The sequence below is a fragment of the Type-E symbiont of Plautia stali genome, from assembly GCF_059731115.1.
This window is the reverse complement of the sequence record NZ_AP035906.1, coordinates 710,699-725,383: the sequence shown is the minus strand read 5'-3', so window position 1 is coordinate 725,383 and position 14,685 is coordinate 710,699. Positions and strand designations below refer to the sequence as shown.

At 53.6% G+C, this 14,685-nt stretch carries 12 protein-coding genes; 2 read left to right on the top strand and 10 right to left on the bottom strand.

What is annotated here, in order from left to right:
- Positions 1-2: 2 nt before the first annotated feature.
- From lspA to ribF, 3 genes are read right to left on the bottom strand one after another with little or no spacing between them, the layout of a single operon-like run.
- Positions 3-506, bottom strand: coding sequence for a signal peptidase II (gene lspA, locus AC6I8L_RS03240; protein ID WP_058959362.1), 504 nt, complete (start codon positions 504-506; stop codon positions 3-5).
- A complete protein-coding gene (gene ileS / locus AC6I8L_RS03235; RefSeq protein WP_097118314.1) occupies positions 506-3,325 on the bottom strand; it encodes an isoleucine--tRNA ligase in 2,820 nt (939 codons plus the stop codon). The genes lspA and ileS overlap by 1 nt, the downstream gene beginning before the upstream one ends.
- Positions 3,326-3,352: 27 nt before the next feature.
- A complete protein-coding gene (gene ribF / locus AC6I8L_RS03230; RefSeq protein WP_058959365.1) occupies positions 3,353-4,291 on the bottom strand; it encodes a bifunctional riboflavin kinase/FAD synthetase in 939 nt (312 codons plus the stop codon).
- A 318-nt stretch (positions 4,292-4,609) separates the two neighbouring features.
- Between ribF and rpsT the strand changes: the two genes are divergently transcribed.
- Positions 4,610-4,873 carry a 30S ribosomal protein S20 gene (rpsT, locus tag AC6I8L_RS03225; RefSeq protein ID WP_034826107.1) on the top strand — a complete coding sequence of 88 codons (264 nt, stop codon included), beginning with the start codon at positions 4,610-4,612 and terminating at the stop codon, positions 4,871-4,873.
- A 52-nt stretch (positions 4,874-4,925) separates the two neighbouring features.
- Here the strand turns inward: rpsT and nhaR are convergent, their stop codons facing one another.
- The 7 genes from nhaR to tal all read right to left on the bottom strand — a co-directional run bounded on the left by nhaR (position 4,926) and on the right by tal (position 13,660).
- Positions 4,926-5,828, bottom strand: a complete 903-nt coding sequence (gene nhaR, locus AC6I8L_RS03220) for a transcriptional activator NhaR (protein ID WP_058959366.1) — start codon at positions 5,826-5,828, stop codon at positions 4,926-4,928.
- 34 nt (positions 5,829-5,862) lie between these two features.
- A complete protein-coding gene (gene nhaA / locus AC6I8L_RS03215) occupies positions 5,863-7,041 on the bottom strand; it encodes a Na+/H+ antiporter NhaA (protein WP_058959367.1) in 1,179 nt (392 codons plus the stop codon).
- Positions 7,042-7,208: 167 nt separating this feature from the next.
- Complete coding sequence (gene dnaJ, locus AC6I8L_RS03210; protein ID WP_034826114.1) at positions 7,209-8,354, bottom strand: molecular chaperone DnaJ; 1,146 nt, start codon at positions 8,352-8,354, stop codon at positions 7,209-7,211.
- Positions 8,355-8,457: 103 nt separating this feature from the next.
- Complete coding sequence (gene dnaK / locus AC6I8L_RS03205; protein WP_058959368.1) at positions 8,458-10,368, bottom strand: molecular chaperone DnaK; 1,911 nt, start codon at positions 10,366-10,368, stop codon at positions 8,458-8,460.
- A gap of 212 nt (positions 10,369-10,580) precedes the next feature.
- The gene (locus AC6I8L_RS03200) at positions 10,581-11,882 is read right to left on the bottom strand and encodes an MFS transporter (protein WP_058959369.1); all 1,302 of its coding nucleotides are present in this window, start codon (positions 11,880-11,882) and stop codon (positions 10,581-10,583) included.
- Positions 11,883-11,995: 113 nt separating this feature from the next.
- Complete coding sequence (gene mog / locus AC6I8L_RS03195; RefSeq protein ID WP_058959370.1) at positions 11,996-12,583, bottom strand: molybdopterin adenylyltransferase; 588 nt, start codon at positions 12,581-12,583, stop codon at positions 11,996-11,998.
- A 123-nt stretch (positions 12,584-12,706) separates the two neighbouring features.
- Positions 12,707-13,660 (bottom strand): transaldolase, encoded by a 954-nt coding sequence (tal, locus tag AC6I8L_RS03190; protein WP_034826122.1) that lies wholly within the window; start codon positions 13,658-13,660, stop codon positions 12,707-12,709.
- 213 nt (positions 13,661-13,873) lie between these two features.
- Between tal and yaaA the strand changes: the two genes are divergently transcribed.
- On the top strand, positions 13,874-14,650 hold the full coding sequence (gene yaaA, locus AC6I8L_RS03185) for a peroxide stress protein YaaA (protein ID WP_058959371.1): 777 nt from the start codon (positions 13,874-13,876) through the stop codon (positions 14,648-14,650).
- The last annotated feature ends 35 nt before the right edge of the window (positions 14,651-14,685 follow it).

Sequence of the window (14,685 nt, the reverse complement as noted above, 5' to 3'; positions counted from 1 at the left end):
TGTTACCCTTTCTCTTTGACCTGTTTGTCTTTCGGCGTGAGGAATCCTTCCAGCACCACCAACGCCGCACCAATACAGATACCGCAGTCAGCGATGTTGAAGGTGGCGAAATGCCAGTCACCAACGTAGAAGTCGATGAAATCCACCACGAAGCCGTGATATGCACGGTCAAACAGGTTACCCAACGCCCCGCCGATAATCAGCGCGTAGGCAATATTGGTTAATTTGTGACTTGCACGGTTGCGATACATCATCACCACCAGCGCGACCACAATCGCAATCGCGATGCCGGCAAAGAACCAACGCTGCCAGCCACCTTTATCCGCCAGGAAGCTGAACGCCGCGCCATAGTTGTGCGCGTAGAACAGATTCAGGAACGGTATCAGCGGCTGAGTTTCATGCAGCATCATGTTATTCATGATCCACTGCTTGCTGGCGAAATCGACCACGATCACCACCAGCACCAGCCACAACCAGCGCAATCCGGTAGAGCAGAGTTTACTCATCAGGCAAATTTCCGCACTTCACCGTTGCCGGCTACGTTGGTGTAACAACGTCCACAGACCGCAGCATGCTCCGGATTCTGGCCAACGTCAGTAGTGTAATGCCAGCAACGCGGACATTTCTCGCCTTCTGCTTTATGCAGTGCGATTTTCAGACCTTTCAGTACTTCGCTTTGCTGCGCTTCATCGCTGGCAGTGGCGTAATCCGCCACCGTCGCGCCGGAAGTCAGCAGGACAAAACGCAGCTCATCGCCCAGCGCCTGCAGTTTAGCGGCCAGTTCAGCATCCGCGTAAAGCGTTACTGTGGCTTCCAGTGCGCCACCGATACGTTTATCGCTGCGCGCCTGCTCGATCACTTTGTTGACTTCGCCGCGCACTTTCAGCAGCTCATCCCAATAAGCGTCGTTCAGTGCTTCGTTATCTGCCAGACCAAACAGGCCTTCATACCACTCTTCGGTGAATACGTATTTAGCACGTTCACCCGGCAGGTAGCCCCAGATTTCATCAGCAGTGAAGGACATGATTGGCGCCATCCAGCGCACCAGCGCTTCAACAATGTGCCACAGCGCGGTCTGGCAACTGCGACGCGCCAGGCTGTCACCTTTCGCGGTGTACTGACGATCTTTAATCACATCAAGATAGAACGAGCCCATTTCGATGGAGCAGAAGTGCATCAGACGCTGCACTACTTCATGGAAATCGTAGTTCTCGTAAGACTGGACGATGTCCTGCTGTGCAGCCAGCGCACGGCCCACCGCCCAGCGATCTACCACCACCATCTCTTCGGGTTTCACGCAATCGGTCGCCGGGTTGAAGCCCGCGAGGTTAGCCAGCAGGAAACGCGCGGTGTTACGGATACGGCGATAGCTGTCCGCTGCACGTTTCAGGATCTCATCGGACACCGCCATTTCACCGGAGTAATCCGTTGAGGCGACCCACAGACGCAAGATATCCGCACCCAGTTTGTCCATCACATCCTGCGGAGCCACGGTGTTACCGATGGATTTCGACATTTTGCGGCCCTGACCGTCCACGGTGAAACCGTGCGTCAGTACCTGACGGTAAGGCGCTTTGCCTTTCATCGCCGTCGAGATCATCAGCGAAGACATGAACCAGCCACGATGCTGATCTGAACCTTCCAGATACATATCCGGCGCATGGCCACCAAATTCTGGGCGCGCATCGACCACAGAGTAGCTGGTTGATCCTGAATCGAACCACACATCCAGCGTATCTGGCACTTTGACATAGTGATCAGCGTCATCGCCCATCAGATCGCGCGGATCGAGATCCCACCATGCCTGAATGCCATCCTGCTCAACGCACTTCGCGACTTTCTCCATCAGCTCCAGCGTATCCGGATGCAGCTGCTCGGTCTCTTTATGCACGAACAGCGCCATCGGCACGCCCCAGGTACGCTGACGTGAGATACACCAGTCTGGGCGGTTCGCCACCATCGCTTCGATACGCGCCTGGCCCCAATCCGGGATCCACTGCACGCCTTTGATCTCTTTCAGCGACTGCGCACGCAGGCCTTTCTGATCCATGCTGATGAACCACTGCGGGGTGGCACGGAAGATGATCGGGGTTTTGTGACGCCAGCAGTGTGGATAGCTGTGCAGCAGTTTCTCAACGTGCAGCAGTGCGCCTTTCTCTTTCAGCAGCTCAACGATCATGTCGTTGGCTTTAAACACGTTTACGCCATCCAGCGTGGGATAGGTGCCTGGCAGGTACGCGCCATCCGGGCCGACCGGGTTAGCGGTTTCCAGACCGTATTTCTGGCCGATCACATAGTCATCTGGGCCGTGGCCAGGTGCGGTATGCACTGCACCGGTACCCGCTTCAAGCGTAACGTGCTCGCCCAATACGACTTTGGATTGGATCTGCTCAAGGAACGGGTGCTGGAACAGCTGCAGCTCAAGTGCCGCACCGTTGCATTCGCCCAGTACTTTCCACTCAGTGATGCCCGCGCGCTTCATCACACCCTCAACCATCTCTTTGGCGAGGATCAAGCTGCGGCCTTCGATTTGCAGCAACTGGTATTCGAACTCAGGATGCAGTGAGATACCGCGGTTGGCCGGCATGGTCCACGGGGTAGTGGTCCAGATCACCAGAGAAACCGGGCCTTCAGAGGCGGCAACGCCAAACTTCGCGCGCACCGCATCGGCATCGACGGCGTTAAACATCACGTCGATAGATGGGGAGGTTTTGTCGTAGTACTCCACTTCCGCTTCAGCCAGCGCCGAGCGGCAATCCATGCACCAGTGCACCGGCTTCGCGCCTTTGTGCAGGTGGCCGTTGCCAATGATTTTACTCAGCGCACGAATGATGTTGGCTTCGGTTTTGAAGTCCATGGTCAGGTAGGGACGATCCCAGTCGCCCAGCACGCCGAGACGGATGAAGTCTTTCTTCTGGCCTTCAACCTGTTCAGCAGCGTAGTTGCGGCAGGCGGCACGGAATTCCGCGGCGGAGACTTTCTCGCCTGGCTTACCGATCATCTGCTCAACTTTGTGCTCGATAGGCAAACCATGGCAGTCCCAACCCGGCACATACGGCGAGTCATAGCCCGCCATGCCTTTCGACTTAACGATAATGTCTTTCAGAATCTTGTTAACGGAGTGACCAATATGAATGCTGCCGTTCGCGTAAGGAGGGCCATCATGCAAAATAAAGGTTTTTTTCCCTTTTTTGGCTTCGCGGATGATGCCGTACAGGTTGTCATCAGTCCAACGTTGCAGCATTCCCGGTTCGCGTTTGGCCAGATCGCCACGCATCGGGAACCCCGTTTCCGGCAAATTCAGGGTAGATTTATAGTCACTCATCAGATTCTCGGTTCCGTATTTCGGTCATTAAGCCGGTGCGTTAAGCCCAAAAAATTGGCGGGCCGTCACCACATCTTTCGCAATTTGTTCTTTCAACGCGTCCAGCGAAGCGAAACGCTGTTCGTCGCGAATCTTCTGTTTCAGCACCACCTCAATGTGGTGGCCATAAAGATTCATATGTGTGTCAAGCAGGTGAACTTCAAGCTGCTGACGCAGACCTTTTACCGTCGGACGTGTGCCAATGTTGGCCACGCCAGCGATGGGCTTGTCGCCCAGGCCTAACACTTCTACCGCAAACACCCCTTTCACCGGCGTTACTGTGCGGCGTAATGGAATGTTAGCGGTGGGGAAACCAATGGTGCGCCCCAGTGCATCACCGTGCACCACGCGCCCTGAAATGCTGAATGGATGGCCCAGCAGCGCTTCCGCCTGCGCAAAATCATCCTGTGCCAGTGCCTGACGTACCGCCGTGCTACTGATACGCGCACCGCCATCACAATAGGTCTGGGTGCTGATGACGTCGAAGCCATACTCGACACCGGCTTTCTGTAATAACAGGAAATCTCCCTGGCGACCAGCGCCAAAGCGGAAATCATCACCCACTGCGAGAAACTTCACGTTGAGTTTATCGACCAGCAGTTCTGCGATAAAACTTTGTGCGGAGTGTGCCGCAAAACGGCGATCAAAGCGGACGCAGAGCACCGCATCAACACCCGCCAGCTCGAGATACTTCAGCTTCTCGCGCAAACGAGTCAGGCGTGCCGGGGCTTTGTCACCGGCAAACAATTCAAGTGGTTGCGGTTCAAACAGCATCACCACCACCGGCAGATTGCGTTGACGTCCTTCAGCAATCAACTCCGCCATCAATGCCTGGTGGCCGCGATGTACGCCGTCAAAATTGCCAATGGTCAGGACGCAGCCGCGATGCTGCTCTTTCAGATTATAAATACCGCGGATAAACTTCATGGCTGACTCAAACCGGTGGAAATCGGCGGATTATACCCTTGAATGGCCTTCAGGTTAACCCGTCTGCGTGCCTTTCCTGCGTATGGTGCGGCTTAATGCGCACGCAACCCATTGCTCAGGCAGGTAATGAAGATTTTTAATGCGAAATACTGTATTCAGCGACGTGTTGCTGGTAGAATCCTGCGCCATCAATTACGTAATCAAGCGCCGTTGCTAAAACGACGCTTATTTGCACAAATCCATTGACAAAAGAAGGCGCAAAAGGCATAGTCCTCGGCCTTTGATTTGTCCATATAGATCACATTTGGGAGTTGGACCTTGGCTAATATCAAATCAGCTAAGAAACGCGCCGTAACATCTGAGAAACGTCGCAAGCATAACGCAAGCAACCGTTCAATGATGCGTACTTTCATCAAGAAAGTATACGCGGCTATCGCAACAGGCGACAAAGCTGCTGCGCAGAACGCATTCAACGAAATGCAACCAATCGTGGACCGTCAGGCTGCTAAAGGTCTGATCCACAAAAACAAAGCTGCACGCCATAAAGCAAACCTGGCTGCACAGATCACCAAACTGGCTTAATCGCCTGTTAGGTTATCGCTTTGTCGAAAGAACCGGCGCTTAGCCGGTTTTTTTATGCCTGCGATTTAGCATTAAAGAGTGCGCTGAAATCACGATTGCAGATGCGTTGCACCGCCGGATGTTGAATCATACGCTCGGCAAAGATCACGTGATACTCCTCCATGACCGCCTCCAGGCGCCCTATTTCACGGATCGTATCATCGCGATAGATCTCAGCGCCATAGAGTGTCGGCGCGACAAAAATCGCATTGTTCTGCGCACCAAAGGCCTTCATCAAAGCCGCATCATCAAACTCACCCAGAATATCCACCTGCAACCCCTGGCTGTGAATCCAGTTCAGCAACTTACGGCCGAGCATCGAGCGACGCCCGGGAATGAGCAGGCGACGCTGCTCTAAACATGCCGGGAAAGGACGATCGGGCAGCGGTGCATTGCACCAGAAACTGACTGGGCATTCGCCGAGTTTCACTGAGAACAAACCTTCCTGCTGAGTGGAGTCGATTGGGCAATCCGAGACAATCATGTCGAGCTTGTGCTGGCTCAGTTGCTCCAGCAACATCTCGTGCGTTGACTCGAAACAGCGCAGATGAATTTTCTCCTCAGACACCACGGCCGCTTCCAGCACTTTGCTCACCAGTGGCTTCGATAATGCATCCGCCACACCCACGTCGAACAACAGATGCGACTCTTTGCGATAGTTAACGATATCCAGCATCTCCTGGCTGAGCATGAACATGCGATCGGCGTAGCGAAACACCAATTGTCCGAGTTCATTAGGCACTAAACCACGTCCCTGCCGACGAAACAGCGCGCCACCCAATTGCTCTTCCAGTGCCTTAATCTGACCCGTCACCGTTTGGGGCGTCAGGCACAGGACATCAGCGGCGCGTACCACGGAGCCGGTTTTGCACACCTGCCAGAAATAATAGAGATGATTGAAATTGAGCTGATTCATTATAAAAAAAGGAGGCTTACGCCTCCTTCCCTGTTTATCGCAGTTTGATACGCAGCAGCGTGTAACCAATTACTGCCGACAGCAGCGAGCCACTGAGGATACCGAGTTTCGAGAAGGTCACCAACTGCTCATGTGCGGCGTCAAAGGCCAGTGAACTAATGAAGATCGACATGGTGAAGCCAATACCACACAGTACACCGATCGCCATGATATCGCGTATTGTGGTGCCGTTCGGCAACACCGCCAGTCGCCACTTCACTGCCAGCCAGCAGAACAACGTGATGCCCAGCGGTTTACCGATCAACAGGCCGAGGATAATGCCCAGTGGCTCCGGTGACAGCACGTCGCCAAAGGTAATGCCACTTAAAGAGATACCGGCGTTAGCGAAAGCGAACAGCGGCAGAATCAGCCAGTTCACCCAGGGCATCAAACCGTGTGCCAAATGTTCTGCAGGCGAATGGCCATCCTTCTCTTCCAGCGGCACGAAGAAGCCCACGATCACCCCTGCCAGCGTGGCATGCACGCCGGATTTAAGCACAGCGGTCCACAGCACCACGCCCACCAGCATGTAAATCGCAATGTTACGCACACCGCAGCGGTTCAATATCGCCAGCAATACGATAGCGCCAGCTGCGACGCTCAGCGACAGCACCGAGAGATCGCTGGTATAGAACAGCGCGATGATCACGATAGCGCCGAGATCATCAATAATCGCCAGTGCCATCAGGAACACTTTCAGTGCGGCAGGTACGCGGCTGCCGAGCAGTGCCAGCACACCTAAAGCAAAGGCAATGTCAGTGGCAGTTGGGATCGCCCAGCCGTTGCGAGCGATTTCATCAGCATGATTGAAACCAAAGAAGATCAGCCCGGGAACCACCATACCACCGAGCGCTGCAATCACCGGGAAGATGGCACGGTCGCGACTGGCTAATTCACCAATCATCAGCTCACGCTTCACTTCAAGGCCGATTAACAAGAAAAACAACGCCATCAACGCATCATTGATCCACAGCAACAGGTTTTTGCTGATATCCAGTGCGCCAAAACGAATTTGCACCGGCTCAGCGAGGAACGATTGATAACCTTGCGCGGTTTCTGCACTGTTGGCGAGGATCATTGCCGCAACAGCGGCAATAATAAGCACGATGCCGTTGCTGGCATCACTCGCGATAAAGCTCTTCAGTAAGCTTCGAATACTACGGGGTTTGTTCACAACTCCTCCTGAGCAGGACAATTTTTAGCGGCTAGTTTAGCGGCGTAAATACCTCGTTAAAAGCAGCTTATGTCTCGTTTATAGATCGGTAATAACGATCTATTAAATCACAGCCATAAAAAAAGCGGAGAGTCGCCTCTCCGCTTCATTGTGAACCACTTACCCGATTAGCGGGTCAGATCGTCAAAGAACTTTTTCACACCATCGAAGAAGCTTTTAGAGCGCGGGCTGTTTTTCTCACCCGTTGGGCCGCCAAAGCTCTCTTCCAGCTCACGCAACAACGCTTTCTGTTTGTCGTTGAGGCTAACTGGCGTTTCCACTACCACACGGCACAGCAAATCGCCAACGGCTCCGCCACGCACCGACTTCACACCTTTACCGCGCATGCGGAACAGCTTGCCGGTTTGCGTTTCAGACGGCACTTTCAGCTTCACGCGACCATCAAGAGTAGGCACTTCGATCTCGCCACCCAATGCCGCCATCGCGAAGTTGATCGGCACTTCACAGTACAGGTTGTTATCTTCACGTTCGAAGATCGGGTGTTTCTTCACCGAAACCTGAACGTACAGATCGCCCGCTGGCGCGCCGTGTTCACCCGCTTCACCTTCGCCGCTCAGACGAATGCGATCGCCGGTATCCACGCCTGCCGGGATTTTCACCGACAAGGTTTTCTGGCGTTCAACGCGACCATGCCCATGACAGGCGTTGCACGGATCTTTGATTACCGAACCACGACCGTGACAGGTCGGACACGCCTGCTGTACGGTGAAGAAGCCCTGGCGCATCTGCACCTGACCCGCACCATGACAGGTTGAACAGGTCTGTGGCTGCGTACCCGCTTTAGCCCCGCTGCCGTGGCAGACATCACACTCTTCCAGGGTAGGAATGCGGATCTCTTTGGTCACGCCGCGTACCGCTTCTTCCAGCGACAGCTCCATGTTGTAGCGTAAATCGGCGCCACGGGCAGCACGCTGACGGCGTCCACCACCAAAGATATCGCCAAATACGTCGCCAAAGATATCGCTGAAGTCAGCACCGCCGCCGCCAAAGCCGCCGCCACCGAATCCACCACCGCCCATGCCACCCTGTTCAAAGGCTGCATGGCCGTACTGGTCATAGGCCGCACGCTTCTGCGCATCGGTCAGGACTTCGTAGGCTTCTTTAATCTCTTTAAACTTAGCTTCGGCTTCTTTATTGTCCGGGTTACGGTCCGGATGGTATTTCATCGCCAGGCGCTTATAGGCCTTTTTGATTTCACGCTCATCTGCGGATTTAGAGACGCCTAAGATCTCGTAAAAATCACTCTTAGCCATTTTGTTCTGCCCTTAACATGATCGCACGGGCGTGGAGAGATCTCCTACGCCCGTGCTGGTTTCAACGGCTGTCAGGCCAGCCGTCGCGCCCGGTCAGGGGCAATTATTTTTTATCTTTAACTTCTTCGAATTCAGCGTCGACAACGTCGTCATCTTTCTTCGCTGAAGCGTCGCCAGCATCTGCTGCGCCCGCCTGGCCCTGCTGCTGTGCCAGTTCCATCAGTTTGCTTGAGACTTCCATCAATGCCTGCATTTTGGCTTCGATTTCCGCTTTGTCTTCGCCTTTCAGCGCAGTGTTCAGCTCGGTCAGCGCAGATTCGATCGGTGCTTTGTCTTCAGCAGACAGTTTGTCACCGGCTTCGTCCAACTGCTTACGGGTGCTGTGAGAAATCTGGTCACCCTGGTTGCGGGTCTGAACCAGCTCTTCGAACTTACGGTCAGACTCGGCGTTGGCTTCTGCGTCACGCACCATTTTTTCGATCTCTTCTTCGTTCAGACCTGAAGAAGCTTTGATGGTGATCTTCTGCTCTTTACCGCTGTTTTTGTCTTTCGCAGACACGTGCAGGATACCATCGGCATCGATATCGAAGGTCACTTCGATCTGCGGCATACCGCGCGGTGCAGCCTGGATACCGTCGAGGTTGAACTGGCCCAGAGATTTATTATCACCTGAACGCTTACGCTCACCCTGCAGCACGTGAATGGTCACGGCAGACTGGTTATCTTCAGCGGTTGAGAACACCTGGCTGTGCTTGGTTGGGATGGTGGTGTTCTTGCTAATCAGCGCAGTCATCACGCCACCCATGGTTTCGATACCCAGTGACAGTGGAGTCACGTCCAGCAGCAGAACGTCTTTCACGTCACCTGCCAGCACGCCACCCTGAACCGCAGCACCTACAGCAACGGCTTCATCCGGGTTCACGTCTTTACGTGGCTCTTTACCAAAGAACTCGGTCACTTTGGCCTGAACCATTGGCATACGTGTCTGACCACCGACGAGGATTACGTCGTTGATATCAGAAACAGACAGGCCAGCGTCCTGCAGAGCAACTTTCAGTGGCTCGATAGAACGGGTCACCAGATCTTCAACCAGTGATTCCAGCTTCGCACGGGTCACTTTGATGTTCAGGTGCTTAGGACCGGTTGCATCTGCAGTGATGTACGGCAGGTTCACGTCGGTCTGCTGCGCTGAAGACAGTTCAATCTTCGCTTTTTCAGCCGCTTCTTTCAGACGCTGCATCGCCAGCGGATCGTTATGCAGATCGATACCCTGATCTTTCTTGAATTCCGCGACTAAGTAGTTGATCAGACGGCTATCAAAGTCTTCACCACCGAGGTGAGTGTCACCGTTGGTCGCCAGTACTTCGAAGGTTTTCTCGCCATCAACTTCATCGATTTCGATGATAGAGATATCGAAAGTACCACCACCCAGGTCATATACCGCGATAGTACGGTTGCCCTGACCTTTATCCAGACCGTAAGCCAGTGCGGCTGCGGTAGGTTCGTTGATGATACGTTTTACGTCCAGACCCGCGATACGGCCGGCATCTTTGGTTGCCTGACGCTGTGCATCGTTGAAGTAAGCTGGAACAGTGATAACCGCTTCGGTTACCGCTTCACCGAGGAAATCTTCCGCGGTTTTCTTCATCTTTTTCAGCACTTCAGCAGAGATCTGCGGTGGTGCCATTTTCTGGTCTTTCACGTTCAACCATGCGTCACCGTTATCAGAACCGATGATTTTGTAAGGCATGATTTTGATATCACGCTGCACTTCTTCGTCCTGGAAACGACGGCCAATCAGGCGCTTGATCGCGAACAGGGTGTTCTGCGGGTTAGTCACCGCCTGACGTTTAGCCGGCTGACCGACCAGAGTTTCGCCATCTTGTGTATATGCAATGATTGACGGTGTGGTGCGATCGCCTTCGGCGTTTTCAAGCACACGTGCTTTACCACCATCCATAACCGCAACACATGAGTTGGTTGTACCCAAGTCAATACCAATAATCTTACCCATCTAAACGTCTCCCACTTAAATTCTTTGTCAATTAGCGTTGTTAGCAGATATGTGGTCAAACTGACCCTTTTCAACTGCTGTGACAGGCTTTTTTTGCTGCCTGACATCACTCGATGACAAGTAAATGGGGCCGCTTCAGAGCGCATCAAGGGTTAAAACTAAAATAATTTTAAAAAAATGCGGAAAAGAAAAAGGCGCTTACGCGCCTTAGGTTAGACATTCACCTGATTGAGCAGCGTCGATCGCTGTTTTTCGCTCTGCAGCCACAGGCCAACCAGCAAGCCAATCAGCGCCAACGCCAGCACATACCAGGCCGGCGCCATCGGCGTGAGTTGCATCATCAGCGTCACGCTGATCGGTGTCAGACCGCCGAAAATCGCATAGGCCACATTGTAGGAAAATGAGATACCGGTGAAACGCACCGCCGCCGGGAACGCTTTGACCATTACAAAGGGCACCACACCCACCACGCCCACGCTCAATCCCGCCAGGCCGTACCAGACGAACAGCATCTCAGGCGAGCCACCCAGTTGATGGAAGAAGTTCCAGCTGAAGATGGCCAACAGCAACGAACCGCCCATCAGCGTTAATGCCGCGCCGAAGCGATCCACCAGCCAGCCAGCGACGACGCAGCCAATCAGCAACATGATGGTAGCAACGCTATTCGCCTGCAGACTTAACGCTGCGGGAATCGCATGCTGCTTCTGCATTAATGTGGGTGCCATCAGGATCACCACCACAATGCAGGCCGAAAGCAGCCAGGTGACCAACATCGACACCACAATCCCGCGTTTATGGCTGGTCAAAATGGTTTGCAACGGGAGCTTATCGGATAACGCTTTACGTTCCTGCATCTGCTTAAACACTGGCGTTTCATGCAGCCAACGGCGCAGATACATCGCCAGTAAACCAAACAGGCCACCGAGGAAGAATGGAATGCGCCAGCCGTGATCGCGAATTGCAGCCGGTGAAAGTGTGGTGTTCAGCACCGTCGCCACCAGCGAACCCAGCAAAATGCCCGCCGTTAAACCTGCTGTCAGCGTGCCACAGGCAAAACCGATGCGTTTTTCCGGCACATGTTCAGCCACGAAGACCCACGCACCCGGCACTTCGCCACCAATCGCGGCGCCCTGCAGCACGCGCATCAGCAGCATCAAAATCGGCGCTGCGATGCCAATACTGGCATAAGTCGGCAGTGCGCCCATTGCCAGCGTGGGTAACGCCATTAACAGAATGCTCAGACTAAACATCTTCTTGCGCCCAACTTTGTCACCAAAGTGCGCCATGATGATGCCGCCCAGAGGACGCGCCAGATAACCGGCGGCGAAAATCGCGAAGGTCTGCACCTGACGCAACCACTCTGGGATATCCGGCGGGAAAAATAGCTCGCCAATTACGGTGGCGAAGAAAACGAAGATGATGAAGTCGTAGAATTCCAGCGCCCCGCCGAGGGCGGCCAGCGACAGGGTTTTATAATCCTGGCCGTTGAGACGGCGCATTGTGTGTGCATCCATAGTCGTGCGGTATCCAGAGGCAAAGTCAGTATGGTTGTAAAGCTGGAGTTACTATACCGTCAATATTTCGCCACACCAGCGGCGTTGGATTTTATGCCTGAAAACGGCGATTTTCAGACGTTTGTCTCACGCCTTGCACTTTTAGGGCGAAATGCTGCTACCACCTCGGGATCGGTTTCCACATAGGGCCCTTCCAGTAACTGTAAACAATAAGGTACGGCGGCAAAAATGCCTGGCACTTTCACTGCACCATCTTCTGCTTTCAGCCCTTCCAGCGTCTCTTTGATGGATTTGGGCTGGCCCGGCAGATTGAGGATCAGCGACTGTTTACGTATCACCCCCACCTGACGCGAAAGGATCGCAGTCGGCACAAACTGCAGGCTGATTTGACGCATCTGTTCGCCAAAACCCGGCATCTCACGATCGGCGACTGCCAGAGTGGCATCGGGCGTCACATCGCGGCGCGCAGGACCGGTTCCGCCGGTGGTCAACACCAGATTGCAGAACAGTTCATCGACCAGTTCGCAGATCGCCTGTTCAATCATCGGCTGCTCATCGGGCACTAAACGGGTTTCGATTTCAAACGGGGTAGTCAGCGCGGCGGCGAGCCAGGTTTCCAGCGCCGGAATGCCTTGATCCTGATAAATGCCATTAGCAGCACGATCGGAAACGGAAATTAATCCAATACGTAAAGTATCCATTAAGTTATCGCTGTGGTTGACCGCAATGCGGCAATTGAAGGGGAATGCAAAAAGGATAATACAAAGCGGAAGCGAGGGGAAAGCGTAAAACCGTGGCGACGGGTGGCGCCACGGCAAATCACCTTACAGCAGTTCGGCGATCATCTTCTCAAGTTTGCCCTGATCGATGGCAAAGTTGCGGATACCTTCAGCCAGTTTGGTCACGGCCATTGGATCCTGGTTGTGCTGCCAGAAGAACTCAGCTTCGGTCATTTTCGCAGGGCGCGCTTTGACTTCACCGGTATAGCTCAGCTTGCGCTCAACCGCGCCTTCGCTCTCTGCCAGCTCTTTCAGCAGGCCCGGAGAGATGGTCAGACGGTCACAGCCGGCCAGTTCGATGATTTCACCGATGTTACGGAAGCTGGCACCCATTACCACAGTTTCATAACCGTGCTGTTTGTAATAGTTGTAGATTTCCGCCACTGACACCACGCCTGGATCTTCATGCGCAGCGTACTCTTTCTTATCGGTGTTCTGCTTGTACCAGTCGAGGATACGGCCTACGAATGGCGAGATCAGGAACACGCCTGCTTCAGCACAAGCACGCGCCTGTGCGAAGGAGAACAACAGAGTCAGGTTACAGTTGATGCCTTCTTTTTCCAGCTGCTCAGCAGCACGGATGCCCTGCCAGGTTGAGGCCAGTTTGATCAGGATACGGTCGTTGCTGATGCCAGCATCGTTGTACAGCTTGATCAGGCTACGTGCCTTCGCGATGCTCGCTTCGGTGTCGTAGGAGAGACGAGCGTCAACTTCGGTAGAGATACGGCCTGGGATCAGTTTCAGAATTTCCAGACCAATGTTGACGGCCAGCTTGTCAGAAACCAGTGCCAGCTGCTCTTCTTTGTTGCTGCTCTGCTGACGTGCCCAGGTAATGGCTTCGTCAATCAGTTTGCGGTATTCAGGGATTTGAGCGGCGTTGAGGATCAAAGAAGGGTTGGTGGTCGCATCTTGCGGCTGATAAAGCTTCATCGCCGCGATATCACCGGTGTCTGCGACCACAGTAGTCAGCTGACGCAAGGAAGTAAGTTTGTCCGTCATGGTTCTCTTTCTCTTAGGTTGACTGTCAGGGTGTAAAAGGCTGTTGGGATAATATCACGCACAATTCAGTGCGCAACATCACGAAGTGCCTCATTACGATAGCGCTAACAAATGGGAGCGATTTGCCGATCCGTGCAGCTTTTTTGCTACACTCGTCGCAACTTAATTCCCACCAATCCCCTGTAAACAGGCGGGTCAACAAGGACAAACACGATGCTGATGGTTATCTCGCCAGCGAAGACACTGGATTTTGAAAGCCCGCTGGCGACACAGCGCTTTACGCAGTCAACACTGTTAGAAAAATCACAACAGCTGATCGATGTTGCGCGCGATCTTTCACCGGCGCAGATCAGTTCACTAATGAGCATCAGCGACAAACTGGCACATCTGAATGCCGATCGCTTCAACCAGTGGCAGCCGCCCTTCACGCTCGAAAATGCGCGTCAGGCAATTCTGGCGTTTAAAGGCGACGTGTACACCGGTTTGCAGGCTGAAACGTTCAGTGATGCAGATTTCGATTTTGCCCAGCAGCACCTGCGCATGCTGTCCGGTTTATACGGCGTGCTGCGCCCACTGGATTTGATGCAGCCTTATCGTCTGGAAATGGGCATCAAGCTGGCCAACCCGGCGGCGAAAGATCTCTACGGTTTCTGGGGTGATTTACTGACGCAGAAGCTCAATGAAGCGATGGCCGAGCAAGGCGATGAGGTGCTGATCAACCTGGCATCTGATGAGTACTTCAAAGCGGTGAAGCCGAAGCAACTGAACGGTGAGTTGATCAAGCCGGTGTTCCTTGATGAGAAGAACGGCAAGTTTAAAGTAATCAGTTTTTACGCCAAGAAAGCGCGTGGCCTGATGAGCCGCTATGTGATTCAGAACCGCCTGAGCAAGCCCGAGCAGCTGAAACAGTTTGATGTTGATGGCTACTTCTTTGCGGCTGATGAGAGCAAAGGTAACGAGCTGGTGTTTAAGCGCCACGAACAGAAATAAAAAAGGTCGCCATCATGGCGACCTTACTCTTCAAA